At 72.4% G+C, this 19,424-nt stretch carries 9 protein-coding genes; 5 read left to right on the top strand and 4 right to left on the bottom strand.

Annotated elements, in window-relative coordinates; all coding sequences use genetic code 11:
- The first annotated feature begins 3 nt into the window (after positions 1 to 3).
- The gene (locus GTY96_RS16750; RefSeq protein WP_235685669.1) at positions 4 to 2,928 is read left to right on the top strand and encodes a choice-of-anchor D domain-containing protein; all 2,925 of its coding nucleotides are present in this window, start codon (positions 4 to 6) and stop codon (positions 2,926 to 2,928) included.
- Between the two features lie 84 nt (positions 2,929 to 3,012).
- Complete coding sequence (locus tag GTY96_RS16755) at positions 3,013 to 3,948, top strand: metallophosphoesterase family protein (RefSeq protein WP_161665268.1); 936 nt, start codon at positions 3,013 to 3,015, stop codon at positions 3,946 to 3,948.
- On the opposite strand, the gene GTY96_RS16760 is transcribed toward GTY96_RS16755, so the two are convergent.
- The 4 genes from GTY96_RS16760 to GTY96_RS16775 form a co-directional block, all read right to left on the bottom strand.
- Positions 3,938 to 5,083, bottom strand: coding sequence for a hybrid sensor histidine kinase/response regulator (locus GTY96_RS16760; RefSeq protein ID WP_328700913.1), 1,146 nt, complete (start codon positions 5,081 to 5,083; stop codon positions 3,938 to 3,940). The genes GTY96_RS16755 and GTY96_RS16760 overlap by 11 nt on opposite strands.
- Before the next feature lie 170 nt (positions 5,084 to 5,253).
- Positions 5,254 to 6,081, bottom strand: a complete 828-nt coding sequence (locus tag GTY96_RS16765; RefSeq protein ID WP_186001925.1) for a CheR family methyltransferase — start codon at positions 6,079 to 6,081, stop codon at positions 5,254 to 5,256.
- Positions 6,082 to 6,089: 8 nt separating this feature from the next.
- On the bottom strand, positions 6,090 to 9,512 hold the full coding sequence (locus GTY96_RS16770) for a response regulator (RefSeq protein ID WP_161665269.1): 3,423 nt from the start codon (positions 9,510 to 9,512) through the stop codon (positions 6,090 to 6,092).
- 162 nt (positions 9,513 to 9,674) lie between these two features.
- Complete coding sequence (locus GTY96_RS16775) at positions 9,675 to 10,583, bottom strand: phosphatase PAP2 family protein (RefSeq protein ID WP_186001911.1); 909 nt, start codon at positions 10,581 to 10,583, stop codon at positions 9,675 to 9,677.
- 448 nt (positions 10,584 to 11,031) lie between these two features.
- Here GTY96_RS16775 and GTY96_RS16780 point away from each other — a divergent pair, with 448 nt between their 5' ends.
- From GTY96_RS16780 to GTY96_RS16790, 3 genes are read left to right on the top strand one after another with little or no spacing between them, the layout of a single operon-like run.
- Positions 11,032 to 14,277, top strand: a complete 3,246-nt coding sequence (locus GTY96_RS16780) for a PD-(D/E)XK nuclease family protein (RefSeq protein ID WP_161665270.1) — start codon at positions 11,032 to 11,034, stop codon at positions 14,275 to 14,277.
- Positions 14,274 to 17,963: a UvrD-helicase domain-containing protein gene (locus GTY96_RS16785; RefSeq protein WP_161665271.1), complete on the top strand. Its 3,690-nt coding sequence runs from the start codon at positions 14,274 to 14,276 to the stop codon at positions 17,961 to 17,963. Before GTY96_RS16780 ends, GTY96_RS16785 begins: the two co-directional genes overlap by 4 nt.
- 12 nt (positions 17,964 to 17,975) lie before the next feature.
- Positions 17,976 to 19,286, top strand: coding sequence for an adenylosuccinate synthase (locus tag GTY96_RS16790; protein ID WP_143902001.1), 1,311 nt, complete (start codon positions 17,976 to 17,978; stop codon positions 19,284 to 19,286).
- The last annotated feature ends 138 nt before the right edge of the window (positions 19,287 to 19,424 follow it).

Below are 19,424 nucleotides of genomic sequence, written 5' to 3' on the forward strand. Positions count from 1 at the left end.
TGGATGTCGTTGGCTTTGGCGGTGGCGGCGTGGACGGCGTGTGAGCGGCCCACCTTCCAGCAAGCCCATACGGGGTTCGCCGCGCGGCCGGAGGTCCTGGAGTTCGGCGCCGCCGCGGTGGGCCGCACGAAGACGATGACGCTGCGGCTGACGAACCAGGGACGCGCGTCGTACCGCGTGGAGGGGGCCCGTTCGTCGCTGGCCAACGTGAGCATCCCCGCCTTCGAACCCTTCACGCTGTCGTCGGGCGCGGAGCACGAGCTGGAGGTGCGCTTCACGCCGGACGTGGAGGGCGCGGTGCAGGGGCAGGTGGAGGTGCTCACCGACGCCTCGGGTGAAGCGGCCGCGCAGGTGCCCGTCAACGGGCGCGGCGTGAAGGCGCTGGTGGAGGTGACGGAGTCGGCGCTCGACTTCGGCAACGTGAACCTGGGGCTGGTGGAGATGCGCGAGGTGACGGTGCGCAACCCCTCCGACGTGGAGAGCCCGTTGGTGCTGTCCGTGGCGGGCGCGGACGCGGATCAATTCTCCGCGGGGGCGGGGCTGCCGTCCTCGCTGGCGCCGCATGAGACGCGCAAGGTCCCGGTGGCCTTCAGCCCGGTGCGGCTGGGCACCGCGCAGGCGGCCCTGCAGGTCACGGTGTGCGACGGCTGCGAGCCCGCGCTGGTGACGCTGACGGGCACGGGGGTCGCCAGCATGCTGGAGGTGACGCCGCTGCGCGTGGACTTCGGCCGGGTGGCGGTGGGCGCCACCGCCGAGGCGCGCATCACCGTGCGCAACCAGGGCAATGAGATGCTGCGCTATCAAGGCGCGTCGCTGCTGGAGGATCCGTCGGGCGTGTTCCAGGTGGTGAGCGCGCCGGTGCTCCCCAACGACGCGCTCCTGCCAGGGGCCATGGTGGAGCTGCGCGTGGCCTTCAAGCCCGTGGCGACGGGCCGGGTGCGCGACGGCCGCGTGGAGGTGGCCGTGCGCAAGCCGTCCACGACGACGCCGGGCCCCAAGGTCTCGCTGACGGGGGAGGGCGGCGCGTCGTGCGTGGAGGTGACGCCCGCGCACCTGTCCTTCGGGCAGGTGGCCTTCGGGATGACGGCCACGCGCAACGTCACCGTGCACAACCGCTGCCGCGAGGAGGTCGCCGTCAGCCAGCTGGTGCTCACCACGCACACGGGGGGCTACTTCACGCTCGCGCAGCCGCCGGCGAGCCAGCCCCTGGCGCCCGGCGCCAACCTCAAGGTGGGCATCACCTTCAGCCCGCGCGAGGGCGTCACGGGCGCGAGCGGCGGTCAGCTGGCCGTCACCACCCATCAGGGTGGCTCCAGCGCCACGGATGGGGTGACGCTGTCCGGGGAGGGGCGCACCTTCCCTCCGTGTGAGTACCTGCTGCCCGCGTCGCTGGACTTCGGCCGGGTGCCGGTGGGGTCGGAGATGGCGCTGGGCGTGACGTTGCGCAACACGGGCGTGGAGCCCTGCTACCTGTCGGCCCTCCAGCTCGCGTCCGGGTCGGACCCCGCGTTCCGCGCGGAGCCCGTGGCGAACGGCGTGCTGGCGCCCGGCAAGAAGGCGACGCTCGTCGTGCGCTTCCAGCCCCCCGCGGACGGGGACTTCCAGGGGCTGGCGGAGGGCTGGGTGAGCCACCCCACGCGGGGCCACCCGCTGGTGAACCTGTCAGGCCAGGGCGTGCACGGGTGCTTCTCCGTGCAGCCCACCACGGTGGACTTCGGCACCGCCCGGCTGGCGTGCGGTGCGCGCACCCGCGAGCTGGTGGCCTACAACCAGTGCACGGACGCCGTGACGGTGGCGGGCATGACGCTGTCGCAGCCCGGCGGAGAGTTCTCGGTGGCGGGGCCGCTGCCCGCCACGATTCCGGCGGGCGGGCGCGCGAAGCTCACGGCGAAGTACACGCCCGCGGAGGAGGGGGACGACGCGGCCACGGTGCGCTTCACGCTCAAGGATGGCTCCGTCTTCAACGCGGGGCTCGTGGGGCGGGGGCTCGCGAAGACGAACCAGACGGACCGCTTCATCCAGGACGCGGAGGCGCGCGTGGACGTGCTCTTCGTCGTCGACAACTCGGGCTCCATGATGGAGGAGCAGCAGAGCCTGGGGGAGAACTTCGCGGCCTTCCTGACCGCGGCCTCCGCCGCGCACGTGGACTACCGCATCGGCGTGACGACCACCGGCCTGGATCCCTCTCCGGGCGGCTGGTCCGAGTGCCCCGGCGGCGCCCAGGGCGGTGAGAACGGGCGCCTGTTCCCGGTGGACAACTCCAGCCCGCGCATCATCACGCCGCAGACGCCCAACGCGGCGCAGGTCTTCGCCAACAACACGCACGTGGGCGTGTGCCACTGGAACGAGCAGGGCCTGGACGCCGCGTACCGCGCCCTGTCGGAGCCGCTGCTCTACAACCTGGACGACCCGCGCACGCCCCAGCCGAACGACGGCAACGGCGGCTTCCTGCGCGAGGACGCGAAGCTGGCCATCATCGCGCTGTCGGACGAGGAGGACTTCAGCTCGCAGCCGGTGGACTTCTACGAGACGTACTTCCTGGCCCTGAAGGGGAACGACCCCTCCAAGGTGACCTTCAACGCCGTGGTGGGCCCGGAGGACCTGTCCACCTGCCCCACCTCCAGCAGCTCCGGCACCCGCTACATGGAGCTCGCCCGGAAGCTGGGCGGCGTGGTGGACAGCATCTGCACGCCCAACTGGGCCACGTCGCTGGAGAAGCTGTCGGAGAGCGCCTTCGGCCCCAACCGCACCTTCCCCCTGTCGGAGTCGCCCGCGAACCCGGGCGCCATCTCCGTCCGGGTGGACGGCGTCCCGGCGACGGGCGGGTGGTCCTACGACGGGCGCGCGAACGCCGTCATCTTCGACCGGTCGCGCGCGCCGGCCCCCGGGGCCCTGGTGGAAATCACCTATCCGCTGGGATGCCCGTAGCCTGGACGGCCTATCGTCCGTCATTGGAAAGACACGGCGGGGGATGACTCGACAGCGCGCGGCGGGGGGCCTTGAGTGAAGGGCATGCCGCAGGACTCCCTCCTCGTCGCCGCGCTGGGTGACATCCACGGACGCTTCCACCGGGTGGAGGCCTGGCTGGACGCGCTCGAGCAGGCGCGCGGACGCCGGGTGGACCTGGTGCTGGCGGTGGGGGACGTGGAGGCCTTCCGGCGCGCGGACGACCACCGGCGCAAGGCCGCCAAGCGCTCCATGCCCGCGGAGTTCGCCGAGTACGCGGACGGCCTGCGCCGCGTGAAGCGGCCGCTGTACTTCATTGGCGGCAACAACGAGGACTTCGAGGCGCTGCACGACCTGCAGGACGGCGGAGACCTGGCCCCGGACGTCCACTACCTGGGCCGCGCGGGCCTGCGGGAGCTGGACGGCCTGCGGGTGGCGTACCTGTCCGGCATCCACGCGCCGCGGTTCATCGATCAGCCGCTGCGGCGCCCCACGTCGCTGGATACCTCGAAGCAGGCGGGCTACTTCCGCGCGTCCGAGGTGGAGCGGGTGTCCGCCGCGCGCGACGTGGACCTGCTGCTCGTCCACGAGTGGCCCCGAGGCATCGTGCAGAAGGCCCGCGACGAGCCGCCCTCGCCGCCGCGCCCCCTGCCGTCGCCGTGGATTGGCAACTCGGTGACGCGCAAGCTGGTGGACGCGGTGCAACCGAAGTGGGTGCTCTGCGGGCACTCCCACAAGCCCTTCGCCGTGTCGCTGGAGTCGCACGGGCGCGCGCCGTCGCGCGTGGCCTGCATGGACCAGGCGTCCCGGCCGGACACCTCCGTGTTCTGGCTGGAGTTCGAGCGCCGCGAGGCCCAGCGTGCCGGCTGGGGCATCACGGGCGTCACCGCCTGGGAGGCGGGGCAGCGCTGGGGGCTGCACACGCTGCCCCCGGGAGTGCCGGAGTCCGGGCCCGGCAACGGGACGGACAGCGAGCCCCGGGGCGACGGCGCTACAGCTTGACGACGTCCACGCCCTTGCGCGGCAGCTCCACGCGGAACTCCGTGTAGGGCCCGGTGCCGGAGTGCACCTCCACGCCGCCCTGGTGGGCCTGGATGATCTGCTGGACGATGTAGAGGCCCAGGCCCAGCCCGCCCTTGCGCCCCCGCTGCTGCTGGCCTCCCCGGAAGGGATCGAAGAGGAAGGGCAGCAGGCCGGGCGGGATGACGCCCGCGTTGGTGACGGTGAAGCGCAGGGCGTCGTCGCGCGTGCCGTCCACGCGGATGCGCACGGGCTCCGTGGCGTCGCCGTGCTGGAGCGCGTTGCCGATGAGGTTGGAGGCCACCTGCGCCAGCCGGTCCGCGTCCCAGTCCCCCACGAGGTCGCCGTCCTGCTGCACCTCGATGCGGTGCCGGGGCCACGCCGTCTGGTGCTCCTGCACCATGCGCTGCAGCAGCTGCCCGAAGTCCGTCTCGCCCCGGCTCAGGGGGATGCCGCCCGCGAGCCGCGCGCGGGCCAGGTCCAGCACGTCTTCAATCATCCGGCCCATGCGCTTGCCCGCGGCGAGCATCCGCGTGGCCGTCTTCTTCACGGCCTCGTCCTCCGAGCGGCGCTGGAGCAGGTCCGCCGCGGTGAGGATGGCGGAGAGCGGGTTGCGCAGGTCGTGGCCCAGCACCGCGGTGAACATCTCGTTGAGGCGCAGGGTCTCCGCGAGCGTGTCCAGCTGCTGGGCCAGCTGCTGCTTCTGCCGGTGCATCTGGAAGAAGACGCCCGCCTTGCCGCGCAGGACGTGCGCCTCCAGCGGCTTGTAGAGGAAGTCCACCGCGCCGGCCTCGTAGCCCTTGAAGACGCGCCGGGGGTCGCCCGTGCCCGCGGTGACGAAGATGATGGGCACGTCGCGGGTGCGCTCCGAGCCGCGCATCAGCTCCGCGAGTTCAAAGCCATCCATCTCCGGCATCTGCACGTCCAGCAGCGCGAGCGCGAACTCGTGCCGCAGCAGCAGCTCCAGCGCCTCGGCGCCGGACCGCGCGCAGTGCACCTCCACGTCGTCGCCCCGCAACACGGCGGACAGCGCGAGGAGGTTCTCCTCCAGGTCATCGACGACCAGGCACTTCACCCGGGAGGCCACGGGCCGCGACTCCTTGCTGAGGACGGACACGTCAGATAGCACCACCCGCTCCCCCTGCCTGAAGGACGTCGGGCATCTGTTCAAGAGGAAGCACGGCGTCCGCTGGCGTCCTCGCGGACGCGCCCACGGCCATGGCGTCGACGCGGCCCGGGGGATGCTCGGAGCGGTGGCTCGGGGGGCTCATGGACGAAGGGCTCCTCCTAGCGCTTCTGGTAGAGCCGGTCCTCGGGGACGAGGGGGGCGAACGCGGACTCGTGCGAGGAGAAGCGCAGGGATTCGCGGGCCCCCAGGCCCAGGAAGCCCTTGTGGCAGAGCGACTCCGTGAACAGGCCCAGCGCGCGCTCTTGCAGCTCGCGGTTGAAGTAGATGAGCACGTTGCGGCACGACAGCAGCTGCACCTCCGCGAAGACGCTGTCGGTGGCCAGGCTGTGGTCCGAGAAGACGATGTGGGCCTTGAGCGAGCGGTCGAACACCGCGCCGCCGTACGCGGCCGTGTAGTAGTCCGACAGCGACGTGCGCGCGCCCGACAGCCGGTGGTTCTGGGTGAAGGACGCGATGCGGTCCACCGCGTACACGCCGGCTTCCGCGCGCTGGAGGGCGGTGGGGTTGATGTCCGTGGCGTAGAGGAGCGTGCGCTCCAGCAGCCCCTCCTCGCGCAGCAGGATGGCCAGCGACCAGGCCTCCTCTCCCGTGCTGCACCCGGCGATCCACACCTTGAGTGACGGGTAGGTGCGCAGCACGGGCACGACCTGCTCGCGCAGGGCGCGGTAGTAGGACGGGTCCCGGAACAGCTCGCTCACCTGCACGGTGAGGTAGTCGAGCAGGGCGGGGAAGAGCGGGGGCTCGTGCAGGACCCGGTCCTGGAGCTGGGACAGCGTGGCGCAGCCGAAGTGCTCCGCGGCCTGGGCCAGCCGTCGCTTGAGCGACGACACCGCGTAGCCACGGAAGTCGTGGTGGTATTTGAGGTAGAGCGCTTCGAGCAGCAGCCGCAGCTCGATGTCGAAGTCCTTCGAGGCCACGTCGAGCATGCCCGTCCTCATGCCTTGGGCATCCACACGCGCAGCAGCGACAGGAGCTTCTCCACGTCCAGCGGCTTGGCGATGGAGTCGTTGGCGCCGGCCTGGAGGCACTGCTCCTGGTCATCGCGCATGGCCTTCGCGGTGAGGGCGATGATGGGCAGCTTCTTCCACTCCGTGCGCTTGCGGATCTCTCGCGTGGCGGTGAGCCCGTCCATCTCCGGCATCATGATGTCCATCAGCACCAGGTCCACCGCGAGCTGCGGCTGGGCCAGGCTCTTCGTGAGCAGCGCCAGGGCCTCCCGGCCGTTGCGGGCGATCTCCACCTTCGCGCCCCGCGGCTCCAGCACGCTGGAGAGGGCGAAGATGTTCCGCACGTCGTCCTCCACCACCAGGATGCGGCGGCCCTCCAGCGCGGACTCGCGGTCGCGCGCGGCCTGGAGCATGCGCTGGCGATCCGGCGGGAGGCGCGACTCCACCTGGTGCAGGAACAGCGTCACCTCATCCAGGAGCCGCTCCGGGGAGCGCACGCCCTTGATGATGATGGAGCGGGAGAAGCGGCGCAGGCGCTGCTCCTCGTCGCGGCTGAGCGTGCGCCCGGTGTAGACGATGACGGGGGGGAAGGACACGCCCTCCTCGGCGGCCATCCGCTCCAGGAACTCGTGGCCGCTCAGGTCGGGCAGGTGCAGGTCCATCACCATGCACTCGAAGGTGCGCTCGCGCAGCCGCTGGAGCGCGTCATTCGCGGTGGCCACGCCCTCCACCTCCACGTCCTCGGTCTCCAGCAGCTTCTGGATGCTCTCGCGCTGGCGGGCGTCGTCCTCCAGCACCAGCACCCGGCGGGTCCCGGGCGTGAACTTCGTCTCCAGCTTGCGGAAGACGTCCAGCAGCTGTTCGCGCTGCACGGGCTTGAGCGCGAAGCCCACCGCGCCCAGCTCCAGGGCCTCGCGCGTCTGGTCCTCCACGGACAGCACGTGCACCGGGATGTGGCGCGTGCGCGGGTTGCGCTTGAGTTGATCCAACACGGAGAGGCCGGAGTGGTCCGGCAGGTTCATGTCCAGCAGGATGGCGTGGGGCTGGTGGCCGACGGCGGCCTCGAGGCCCTCCGTGGCGGTGGAGGCCAGGAGGCACTGGAAGCCCAGCTCGTGCGCCTCGTCGCGCAGGATGCGGGCGAAGCGCGCGTCGTCCTCCACCACCAGCAGCACGCGCGAGCCGGGCGTGAGGTGCTCGCGGTCGTCCTCCAGGCCGGCGGGAGGGGGCGGCAGCGGGGCGGAGGCTCGAGGCGCCGGGCGGGCGGAGGCCGCCGCGTCTCGGACCGGGATGGCGGCGCCCGGGCGCAGGGGCAGGGTGAGGGTGAAGGTGCTGCCCTCGCCTGGGGTGCTGCGCACGGTGACGTCACCGCCCATCAGGCGCGCCAGGTCGCGCGAGATGGACAGGCCCAGGCCGGTGCCGCCGTACTTGCGGTGCGTGCTGCCGTCGGCCTGCCGGAAGGCCTCGAAGATGGCGTCGTGCAGCTCGCGGGGGATGCCGATGCCGGAGTCGCGCACGGAGAAGCCCACGAGCCCCGGGCCCGCGGTGGCGATGGTGAAGGCCACCTCGCCGGCTTCGGTGAACTTGAAGGCGTTGGACAACAGGTTCTTGAGCACCTGCCCCAGCCGCTGCGGATCCGTCTCCAGGGTGGGGGGCACGTCCGGTGCGACGGTGAAGGAGAAGTGCAGGTCCTTCTGCTTCGCCACGGGCTCGAAGGTGCGGCCCAGGCTCTCGACGAGGCGCTGGATCGCGACCGGCTCCGGCCGCACCTCCACCTTGCCCGCCTCGATGCGCGACAGGTCCAGGATGTCGTTGATGAGGGCCAGGAGGTCGTCGCCCGCGGAGCCGATGGTCCGCGCGAACGTCACCTGTTCGGCGGTGAGGTTGCCCTCCTTGTTGTCCGCCAGCAGCTTCGCGAGGATGAGCGAGCTGTTGAGCGGCGTGCGCAGCTCATGGCTCATGTTGGCCAGGAACTCGGACTTGTAGCGGTTGGTGCGCTCCAGCTCCGTGGCCTTCTGGGTGAGCGTCACCTGCGCCAGGGCCAGGTCATCGCGCTGGGTCTCCAGCAGGCGTGCCTGTTCCTCCAGCTGGGCGTTGGTCTGCTCCAGCTCCGCCTGCTGGGTCATCATCCGCGTCTGGGATTCCTTGAGGATGCGGCTCTGCTCCTCGATCTCCTCGTTGGAGACGCGCAGCTCCTCCTGCTGGGCCTGCAGCTCCTCGGCCTGCCGCCGCGTCTCCTCCAGGAGTTGTTCCAGGCGGGTGCGATCATGCGAGGCGCGCACCGCCACGCCAATGGAGTCGGACACGCGTCGGAGCAGCTCCAGGTCCGACGGGTACACCGGGTGCAGGAAGCCCAGCTCCACCACCGCGTTGACCTGCCCGTCCACCTGGGCGGGGGCGATGAGGACATGGCGTGGTCGTCCGTGGCCCAGGCTGGAGGCGATGGGCAGGTAGCCTTCGGGGACGTCGCGCAGGTGGATGGCGCGCCCGTCCTTGAGGGCCTGTCCGGCCAGACCCTCGCCGGGGCTCAGGGTGGCGTGCTTCGTCGCGAAGTCAGCGGGCAGCGCGTGGCTGGCGACGCGGCGGAAGCGGCTCGTGGCGTCCGCGAGGTAGAGCGCGCCCACCTGGGCATCCAGCGTGTCGGCGAGGACGCGCAGGATGTTGTCGCCCAGCTGGTCCAGGCGCTGCTCACCCTGCATGCGCGTGGCGAGCGCGTTGTGCCCGGCCTGGACCCACGCCTCGATGCTCCGGGCCCGGAAGTCGCGCGACGCGATGTACGCCGCCATGCCAATCAGCGCGAACAGCAGGGCGGAGCCGGCCCAGGTGACGACGAGGGACAGCGTGGCGGAGGCCTGGAGTTCGGCGGTGCGCTCCGCGAGCAGCTGCTGCTCCTCGGTCGCCATCTGCCGGACGACGGCGCGGAGGGCGTTCATCGCGGCGATGCCGCGGTCCTCCTTCACGACGGCGATGGCCGCGCGGCTCTCTCCCCGCCGTTGCAGGTCGATGGTCTGCTGGAGCTCCGCGAGCTTCTCCGTGACGGCGCGCTCCAGGGCCTCCAGGCGCTGCTGTTGGAGGCCGTTGTCGCGGGTCAGCTCGCGCAGGCGCTCCAACCGGCCCGGCAGCGACTTCTTCGCGCCCAGGTAGGGCTCCAGGTAGCTCTCCGCGCCGGTGAGGAGGAAGCCGCGCTGGCCGGTCTCCGCGTCCTTCATCGCGGACAGCAGGCCCTCCAGTTGCTCCACGACCGAGAGGGTGTGCGTCACCAGCTCGCCCGCGACCGCGCGCGATTGGAGGGTGCGGTAGGAGAGGAAGGCGATGGCGAGGATGGCCACCGCCGCCACCGCGAAGCCCGCGAACGTGGATGGGGGCAGGGCCGGCCCGAAGCGCGGTGCGTCCTTCGCGTGGGACGGGCTCATGGGCACCGCCCCGAGGAGCACGGAGGGAGGACGATCAGGATGGAGCGCACGGAGGGACCCGTCCGACGAAGGTGAACGGATCGCCTACCATGCCGGCCGCGTGCCTCCAGGGGGCGTGGAGGCCGAAGTGTCGGCTTGTGCGCGGCCGGCGGCCCTGCGGGCCTAGAACGAGCCCGTCAGGCCCACCATCTGCCGGCCGATGGCCGGGTTGAGCGACAGCGAGGACCGCCGCGCGGCGGACGAGGAGGCGTCGTCCGTGCGGCCGTGCAGGAGCAAGGGCACGGCGACGCCGAACGCGGAGCCCACCACCGCGCCGGTGAGCACGTCGGTGAGGTAGTGCTTGTCCGCGGCCATGCGCAACGCGCCCACGGACGCGGCCAGCGGGAGCCCCACGCCCCAGATGAGGCCCTGGTGCTTGTAGCCGCGCATCGCGGCGACGGTGCCCGCGGACACCACCAGGGAGAAGGCCAGGTTGGTGTGTCCGCTGTAGAAGGACAGGTTGTTGTCGTTGGGGTGGGCGGTGAGGGCCTTCTCGGCCTCCGGCAGCGCGTGGACGAAGGGGCGCTCGCGGCCGACGCTGAACTTCACCGCCTGGTTGACGACGGAGGAGAGGACGGCGCTCTCCACCATGATGGTCGCGTCCTGCGCGAAGAGCTCCCCGGACGCGTTGCTGGAGCGGCCCACGGCGTACTGCGCTCCGAGCATTCCCAGGGGCAGGCCCGCGAACCCGATGAGGTTGCTCCAGGTGTTCGCCCGCTTGCGCGACGCCTCGGTGCCTCCCCGGATGCCTCGGCCCCAGCGGTCCAGCCGGTTGAGCGTGTCGGTGCCGTCCGGAGCGCGGTCGCACCAGTGGCACCGCGCCGGGGCCAGGCTGTCCTTGAACACCGTCTCGCTGGAGATCCACAGCACGCCGGCGGTGCCGGTGATGATGCCGTCCCGCGTCCAGTCGAAGCGCAGCGCGCGCGGCGTGTCCGACGCGTCCTGCGCGAACGCGGGCGACAGCGGCGTCAGGAGCAGCAGGCAGAGAGTGACGAGGGTCCGGCAGGAGGCGCGCATGAGGCGCCGGAGCATAAGGGGGCTCCCACCCTTTCCGGCAATCCCGGATGCCTGGACTCAACATCCGCGCCCAGCGCGATCGTGGACACGCCGACCCGCGTGCTCCTGAGCGCTCAGCGCCCTCACGTGCTCCTGGCGCGAACCCGCGCGCCTTGACGAAGGCGCCGCGCCCAAGGGGCTCGCGCGAGCTTGCGGGACAGCGCCCCATGTGGCCCACGTCCGCGCACCCGCGCTGCTTGCTCGCGAGGTGGACGCGTTCCTCTCCGCGCGCTGAAAAAGCGGGCCTTGCGCGGAAGGACCCCGGGCTGAGCGGTGCTGTCCCAGGTCGGGTGGAAGCCCCGCGTCCTTGGACTTCCCGGGTTCCAGAGGGCAGCAGGCGGGCGGACAACGGGTGAGGGTGTGGGAATGCAGCGAAAGGAGCATGAAAACGGCGCCCCTGGCCGTTCTAGAGTCCTCGCCCCGCATGTCCCGTCCTGGCCGCACACTCCACGTCTTCCCCGATGCCGCGCGCCGTCAGGCCGCCCTGCGGGCGGAGGGGCGTGCGCGGGGGATTTCGGTGGGGACCCACCTGCTCACATGGGACGACTTCGTCCACGCGTTGGGTGGGGCGGGCGAACTCAACCGGCGCCCCTGTCCGGCGATGACGGCGCGGGCGGTGGTGGCGGGCCTGGGGAGCCTGTTGGGCGCGACGCCGTTCGGCGACTACGTGCGCGAGCCCGCGTTCGCCCGGGCCGCGGCGGAGGTGCTGCTGGACCTGAAGGCGGGCCGGCTCTCCGCGCGCGAGCTTCAAGATGCCGCGGAGGTGCTGCCGCCGGAGCGCCGCACCCGCGCGCGCGTCCTGGCCCGGCTCTACCACCTCTATGAGCAGCGGCTGGCGGAGCTGGGGCTCGCGGACCGGGAAGACGTGCTCCGGGGCGCGCGCGAGGCGTTGGCCCGGGGCGCGTGGCCGGCCGGCTGGGATGGGGTGACGGGGCTGGTGCTCCACGGCGTCTATGACGTGCGGCCGTCGAAGCTGGAGCTGCTGATGGGCCTGGCGGCGGCGTGCGAGGCGCGGCGGGTGTCGCTGCGCGTGGAGACGCCGGTGGGCGGCTCGCCCGTGGCGGACGCGGCGCTCGCGGCGCTGTTCCGGGCCTTCGAGAACCGGGGCGAGACGATGCCCCACGTGGACCTCTTCAAGGCGGACGTCACCTTCGAGGGCCGGCCCTTCACGGACCTGGGGCGGCACCTGTTCTCCCCCCGCGCGGCGCGCGACGTGCTGAAGGGCGCGGTGGAGGGGCTGTCGGTGTGGAACGCGACGTCCGCGCGCGAGGAGGCTCGCGTGGTGGCCCGCGACGTGCGGCGGCTCATCGCGGCGGGCAGCGCGCCGGGCGACATCGCCATCGCGTACCGCGACCTGGGCTCGGAGGCCGGGTGGCTGGCGGAGGCGCTGGGGGAGCTGGGCGTGCCGGTGCGGCTGCCCTGGGGGGAACCGCTCGCGCTCGCGGGGCCGGTGCGGCTGGCGCTGGAGCTGCCGGTGCTGACGGAGGACGGCTTCCCGGCGGAGCGCGTGGCGGAGCTCGTCTCCAGCCGCTACGTGCCCTCGCTGTCGCGTGGAGGGCCGGACGCGCCCGCGGCGCTCTTCGCGCTCGCCGCCGCGCGGGATGACCGGCTGGGCGCGACGCGGGGCAAGGGCGCCTACGACGTGCGGCTGGATGGGCTCGCGCGCCGGATGGCCGCGCAGGGCGGCAAGCGCAAGGAGGACGCGGTCAAGGTGATGGCCGTGCGCGCGCTGCGCGACCGGGTGATGCGGCTCATCGACGAATGTCGGCACATCCCCCACGAGGCCCCGGCCGCGGAGTCGATCTCCGCGTGGTGGAAGGTGGTGGAGCGGCTGGGGCTGCTGGACTCCGCCGGGCCGCGGGAGCCGCGTGCGCCGGGCGTGCTGGGCGCGCGCATCGAGGACGCCAGGGCCCGGGACGACGCGGCGCTCGCGGCGTTCCGCCAGCGGGTGGAAGCGCTGCTGCGCTCGCTGCGGGCAGCGGGCGGTGGGCCGCGCATCCCTCGCCGCACGCTGGGCCGGTGGCTGTCGGACGCGCTGCGGGACGTGCACCTGCCCGCGCGGGGCTCGGCCACGGGCGCGGTGGAGGTGCTGGACCTGGGCGATGTGCCGGGCCGCACCTTCCGCCACCTCTTCGTCGCGGGGCTCACGGAGGGCCGGCTTCCCGGGCGCGATCCGCCGTCGCCGCTGCTGGGGGACGCGGAGCGCGTGGCGCTCAACCAGCACCTGGGCCGGGACGTGTTCCGCCTCACCGGAGGCGAGTTCGACGACCGCGCGCCGTGGCGGCTCACCGAGGACCGGTTGCTCTTCGCCAGCGCGCTCGCGGCGGCGGAGGGGTCGTTGAGCCTGTCGTTCGCGGCGAAGGCCGCGGGCGGACAGGAGCAGGTGCCCTCCGCGTTCCTGGAGGAGGTGCGGCGGCTCACGGGCCACACGTGGGCGACGCGCACGCTGCCGCCGGTGCTGCCGTTGGATGAGGTGCTGACGCGCGCGGAGCTGCGGCGCACCGTGGCGCTGGAGGCGCTGGCGGGCCTGTCCTTCCCCAGCCTCCGCGTCACCGAGCCGGATCCGGCGGGCCCCCTGCTCAAGGAGCAGTTCGGGACGGACGACTGGTTCCGCACCGCGCGCGAGCTGGCCCACATGGAGGCCGCGCGCCTGCGCTTCTTCGGTCGCGAGGAGGAGCCGCCCGGGGAGTTCACCGGTGGGGTGCAGGGGCCGGAGCTGGAGAAGAAGCTGCGGGAGACCTTCCACTTCGGCCTGGAGCGCCCGCTGTCCGCGAGCGCCCTGGCCCGCTTCGGCAACTGCGGGTTCCAGGGCTTCGTCGCGTACGGGCTGAAGGTGGCCGAGCCCGTGGTGCCCGGCGAGGACTTCGACGCCCGGGGGCGCGGCACCTTCTGGCACCGCGTGATGGAGGAGGTGTTCCAGGCGCTCAAGGACCAGAAGCTCCTGGGGCAGGCGCCGGAGGACATCCCCGAGGAGGTGCTGGAGAAGGCGGTCAAGAAGGCCAGCCGGCACTTCGCGGAGCTCCACCACGTGGGCCACCACGAGCTGTGGAAGCTCGCGGGCGAGAAGGCGCAGGCGATGGTGCGGCGCATCCTCGCGGATCAGGGGCGGGGCCTGCCGTTCGACCCGCTGGTCCCGGAGGGCTTCGAGTTGCAGTTCGGTCCCGCCGCGAAGGATCCGCGTTGGAGCGACGTGAAGCTGATGGTGGCGGACGACGCCATCGTCTTCGAAGGGCAGATCGACCGGCTGGACACGGCCGGCGTGGAAGTGGGCGTCATCGATTACAAGACAGGCCGCCTGGACAAGCGCACGCTGAAGGAGAACCTGCTGCGCTCGGACTTCCAGCTCCCGCTGTACCTCTACGCCGCGCGCGAGGCGGGCCACGTGGGCGCGCGCAACGCGGCGTGGTTCTCCCTGCGCACGGGCGCGGCCATCCACCTGTCGGACGTGCTGCCTCCCGCGGAGCTGGAGGACCTGCTGTCCACCGACCCGGAGGTGCGCCAGCGCGTGGCGGATGCCGCCGGACTCAACCTGCCCAACGCGGTGGAGACGCTGGTCCAGCGCCTGCGCAAGGGCGACTTCCCGGCGCGGCCCAATGACTGCGGCCGGTGTGGCTACCGCGCGGTGTGCCGCATCACCGAGCGGCGCGTGACGGACGAGGGGAGCGGATGAGCGACACCGCGCCCCACATGCTCGCGCTGGAGAAGAACCTGGCCCTGATGGCGGGCGCGGGCGCGGGCAAGACGTACAGCCTGGTGACGATGACGCTGCACCTGTTCGCGGGGGCGCGGGAGGCGGTCGCCGCGCTGCGGCCGTCGCGGCTGTGCATGCTCACGTTCACGGACAAGGCCGCGGCGGAGATGCGCAGGCGCGTCCGGGAGCGCCTGGACATGCTGGCCCAGGGGGACGTCCCGCTGGACGCGGAGAAGGACCTGCGCGCGTCGCTCGCGCGGCTGGAGCGTCCGTTCCCCACGCAGGACGCCTGGCGCAAGGTGCGCGAGGAGTTGGGCGCCGCGACGGTGGGCACGTTCCACTCGCTCTGCGGCCAGCTCCTGCGCCGCGCCCCGCCCTCGGTGGGCATCGATCCCGCCTTCGAGGTGCTGGACGAGCTGGAGTCCGCGGGCCTGCTGGAAGACGTCACTGAGCGCGTGGTGCTGGATGCCCTCGAGGGCGGTGATGCGCGCGTGCGCGAGCTGTGCGCGGAGCTGGGCTTCTCCGGCTCCGGGTTCTCCGACGGCCTCGTCGCCGCGTTGATGGACGTCTACGGCAAGCTGCGCGAGGAGGGCCTCAAGGCGGCCTCGGCGCGCGTGGGCGACGGCGCGGCGGACAAGGCACAGCTCGAAGGGCTCATCCAGGACTGCCACCGGCTGTGCGCCGAGGCCCGGGCGCAGGACCTCAAGGTCGAGTGGAGCTCCCTGCTGTCCGTATGCGAGCGGGCGCTGGTGGGGATGACGCCGGACACGTTCCTGAAGCCGGAGCACTTCCCCTCGCTCCGCAACGCGCTGCTGTCGGAGCCGCGCAACCTGGCGCATCTGCGCAAGGGCGCGGGCGCGTGCCTGAAGGAGCTGCTCTGGAGGGTGAAGGGCAAGAGCGACGGGTCGGTGCGGCGGCTGGAGGATGCGTACGCCGCGTGGCGCACGGCGCCCTTCGAGGCCACCTTCCGCGACCTCCTGGGGCAGGTGGAGGCACGGCACGACGCGGAGCTGTCGCGGCGCAACGTGTTCGACTTCACGTCGCTGCTGGTGAAGGCGCGCGACCTGCTGCGCGACCATCCGGAGTTCCGCCAGCAGGTGCAGGAGCGGCTGGGTGCGCTGCTGGTGGACGAGTTCCAGGACACCAACCGGCTTCAGCTGGAGCTGGTGCTGCTGCTGTCGGAGCGGCGCGAAGGCGGTCCTCGCGAGCTGACGCCGGACGCCGACCTGGTGGCCGCGCTGCCGCTGGAGCCCGCGTTCCTATGCGCGGTGGGGGACCGCAAGCAGTCCATCTACGAGTTCCGCGGCGCGGACGTGTCCGTGTTCAAGGTGCTGGCGGACAAGATCGAAGCGGAGGGCGGCGCGCGCGGCTTCCTCCAGAACAACTACCGTTCGCTGCCGGGCGTCCTGACCTTCCTCAACCGCGCGTTCGCCGGGCTGCTCGTGGCGCGCGACGCGGAGCCCCGTCCGTTCGAGGTCATCTACGACGCGGCGACGGACGACCTGTCGTCCACGCGTCCGGCGCTGGCGGAGGGCCCCGGGGTGGAGCGGCTTGCGTTGCCGGAGGCGGATACCGCGCCGGAGCTGCGCGAGTACGAAGCCGACGCGGTGGCCCGCAGGCTGCGGGTGATGCTCGCGCCCGGGGCTCCAGCGACGGTGATGGCGGAGGACAAGAAGGGCCTGCGGCCCGCGCGCGGTGGCGACGTGGCCATCCTCTTCCGGACCTTCACCCACCTGGAGGAGTACCGGCAGGCGTTGATCCGCCACGGCGTGCCGCACCGGGTGCTGCGCGGCCGTGGTTTCTACGGGGCGCAGGAGGTGCGGGACCTCGCCTCGCTGCTGGCGCTGCTCGCGGACGCGGATGACGCGTTGGCGTTCGCCGCGGTGCTGCGCTCGCCGCTGGTGGGCTTGTCGGATGCATCGCTGTTCCGGCTCGCGGGGGACCTGCCCCTGTCGCTCGGGTCGCCGCGGCTGGTGGACGCGGACGTGCGCGCCGCGATGTCCGGGCGGGAGCAGGCACGGCTGGCGCGCTTCCTGGAGCTCATCCCCGTGCTGCGGAGGGAGCGGGATCGGCTGGGGGTGCACGCCCTGTTGCAGGCGGCGCTGGAGGCGACGGGCTACCGCGAGGCGCTGGCGGGTTCGCCCTACGCGGAGCAGGCGAGCGCGAACGTGGAGAAGCTGTTGTCGCTGGCGTCGCGCCGGGACGAGCGCGGCACGGGCGGGTGCGTGGCCTTCGCCAGGGAGCTGCGCCAGCTGGCGGACTCCGACCCCAACGAGGCGCAGGCGGACCTGCTGGATGAAGGCGACCCTCGCGCCGTGCAGTTGCTGACCATCCACCGGGCCAAGGGTCTGGAATGGCCGGTGGTGGTGGTGCCCGGGATGGGCGGACGCAGGCGCGTCACGTCGGCCCGCGCGTCCTTCGAACGTTCGTTCGGGGTGGCGCTGCGGCCGTGGATGCCGGACTCGCTGGACAGCTTCACCTCCGAGCGCTTCGAGGCGGTGCGCGCGGAGCTGAAGGCCCGCGAGGACGCGGAGTACCTGCGCCTGCTCTACGTGGCCCTCACGCGCGCCAGGGACCTGCTGGTGCTGTCGGGAGGCGAGGAGAAGCGCGCGGGCACCGACACGTGGTGGCACCGCGTGGATCGCCGTCTGGACGTGGATCCGGAGCTGCGAGCGCTCGCCGTCGACGTGAACGTGGAGCAGTTGCCGCCACCCGCGGATCCGCAGCCCCCCACCGACGAACAGCGGGAGCAGGCGCGGCTGCGCGTCGAGTCCGCGCTGGAGCGCCTGTCCACGGACGCGGCGGGCGAGGACTCCGCGCTGGTCCACGTGGAGCCCGCGGGCGAGGGCTCACCGGTGGTCGCCTCCATGCGCGCGGTGCAGGACTTCCTCACGTGTCCACGCCGCTACCACCATCTCCACCGACTGGGGCTCGCGGTCGGATCCGAGCCGTGGGAGTCACCCGCGAGCGCGGCGCCGCTCTTCGTCGAACCCGACAGCTGGCTGCCGGTGGAGCGTCCGGATCAGCTCGTCCGTCGGCTCCTGCGAGAGGTGGACTTGTCGCTCGCGGGGCCGGAGGTGGAGGCAGCGGAACGTCGCGCGCACCTGGAGGGTCTGCTGCGCGACGCGGGGCGGGATCCGGAGGAGGAGGGCCTGTCCGCTGTCCTGACCTCGGTGGAGGGCTTCCTGGGCACGGCCTTCGCGCGGCGGCTCGCGGCCACGCCCGCGTCCTCCATCCACCGGAGCCTGGACTTCGTGCTGGACCTGGAGGACGGCGCCAGCGTGGAGGGGGCGGTCGACCTGTTGTGGGAGTCACCCGAAGGCGAGGCCGTGGCGGTGCTCCTGCGCCCGGGTGCTCGCCACCCCCTGGGGCCGGCCGCGTGCGCTCACGAGCTGACAGTCCTGGCCCTGGCGGCGGCGCGGATGGTGCGGGAGGGGGTCCCGGTGCGGGTGGGCGTGGCCTTCCTGGGCGAGCCGTCTCCGGAACCGGAATTCCTCCCGGCCGGATCCGCCGACGCGGGGGCGGTGCGGCGGTTGGCCCAGGGCGTCCGGGCGCTGGTCCAGGAGGAATCCACGGGAGGTTGGCCGGGGTGGGACAAAGCGGCCTGCCAGGCCCTCCACTGCGGCTTCGCGGAACACTGTCACCCGGCCCCTCCCGCGTGCTAAGCGGCGGGCACCATGCCGAACGTCGTCGTCATCGGAGCGCAGTGGGGAGATGAAGGGAAGGGCAAGGTCGTCGACCTGCTCACCGAGCATGCCCAGGTGGTCGTCCGTTTCCAGGGCGGCAACAACGCAGGGCACACGCTGGTGGTCGGGGGACAGAAGACCGTCCTGCACCTGATTCCCTCGGGCATCCTTCACCCGGGCAAGACGTGTGTCATTGGCAACGGAGTGGTGGTGGATCCCGCCGTCCTTGTCGGGGAGATCGACGCGCTCAAGCCGCGCGGCTTCCTGAAGGATGACGCCCAGCTGCTCATCTCCGACAACGCCCATGTCATCTTCCCGTGGCACAAGCTGTTGGACAGCTTCCGCGAGAAGGCGCGCGGGGGCAGCGCCATTGGCACCACGGGCCGGGGCATCGGTCCGGCCTACGAGGACAAGGTGGCCCGCCGGGGCATCCGCGTGCGCGACCTGCTCCACCCGGAGCGCCTGCGTCGCCGCATCGACGAGCGCCTGCCCGCCGCCCTGGATGAGCTCAAGGAGCTCTGCGCCCAGGCGGGTGTGGAGGTGCCGCGCATCGAGACGCCGCAGGTCCTGGCGGAGTTCTCCGCCCTGGGCGAGCGGCTGCGTCCCTACGTGCACGACGTGTCGCTCTTCCTCTCCGAGCAGGTGCGCCGCGGCGCGCGCATCCTCTTCGAGGGGGCGCAGGGCACGCTGCTGGACGTGGACCACGGCACCTATCCGTTCGTCACCAGCTCCAACTGCGTGGCGGGCAACGCCGCGGTGGGCTCGGGCCTGGGGCCCACGGCCATCGACAAGGTGATGGGCATCAGCAAGGCGTACACCACGCGCGTCGGCGGAGGTCCGTTCCCCACGGAGCTCAGCGACGAGCTGGGAGACCGGCTGCGCAAGGTGGGCGACGAGTTCGGCGCCACCACGGGCCGCCCCCGCCGCTGCGGCTGGCTGGATGGCGTGGTGCTGCGCTACGCGGTGCGCGTCAACGGCCTCTGGGGTCTGGCGCTCACCAAGCTGGACGTGCTCAGCGGCATCAAGACGCTCAGCATCTGCAATGCGTACGAGCTGGATGGTCAGCGCGTCACGGAGCTGCCCGGTGACTACGAGGACCTGGCGCGCGTGAAGCCCATCTACGAGTCGCTGCCCGGCTGGGACGAGAAGCTCGCCGGCGTGCGCACCTTCGACGAGCTGCCGGAAGCCGCCAAGCGCTACGTGCGCCGGGTGGAAGAGGTCAGCGGTGTGCCCGTGGTGTGCGTCTCCGTGGGCGCGGATCGCGGCGAGACGGTGCTCCTGCAGAACCCCTTCCGCAGCTAGGAAGGATCGCGGATGCCCGGCGGGCTTGTGGGGAGGGCCTTCCGGGTCCTCGCCGGTCCGTCCGGGGCGCCGGTGTCCGCCGATGGACACCGGCGGTAGCGGTAGTGGTCCTGGCCCGCCGGGGGCGAGGACGGGAGA

The sequence above is a fragment of the Corallococcus silvisoli genome, assembly GCF_009909145.1.
Lineage (GTDB): Bacteria > Myxococcota > Myxococcia > Myxococcales > Myxococcaceae > Corallococcus > Corallococcus silvisoli.

Bases quoted from the DNA above. Each gene is read 5' to 3' on its own strand.
- GTY96_RS16750 (WP_235685669.1), top strand. From the start codon at position 4: ATGTCGTTGGCTTTGGCGGTGGCGGCGTGGACGGCGTGTGAGCGGCCC.
- GTY96_RS16755 (WP_161665268.1), top strand. From the start codon at position 3,013: ATGCCGCAGGACTCCCTCCTCGTCGCCGCGCTGGGTGACATCCACGGA.
- GTY96_RS16765 (WP_186001925.1), bottom strand. From the start codon at position 6,081: ATGCTCGACGTGGCCTCGAAGGACTTCGACATCGAGCTGCGGCTGCTG.
- GTY96_RS16770 (WP_161665269.1), bottom strand. From the start codon at position 9,512: ATGAGCCCGTCCCACGCGAAGGACGCACCGCGCTTCGGGCCGGCCCTG.
- GTY96_RS16775 (WP_186001911.1), bottom strand. From the start codon at position 10,583: ATGCTCCGGCGCCTCATGCGCGCCTCCTGCCGGACCCTCGTCACTCTC.
- GTY96_RS16780 (WP_161665270.1), top strand. From the start codon at position 11,032: ATGTCCCGTCCTGGCCGCACACTCCACGTCTTCCCCGATGCCGCGCGC.
- GTY96_RS16785 (WP_161665271.1), top strand. From the start codon at position 14,274: ATGAGCGACACCGCGCCCCACATGCTCGCGCTGGAGAAGAACCTGGCC.
- GTY96_RS16790 (WP_143902001.1), top strand. From the start codon at position 17,976: ATGCCGAACGTCGTCGTCATCGGAGCGCAGTGGGGAGATGAAGGGAAG.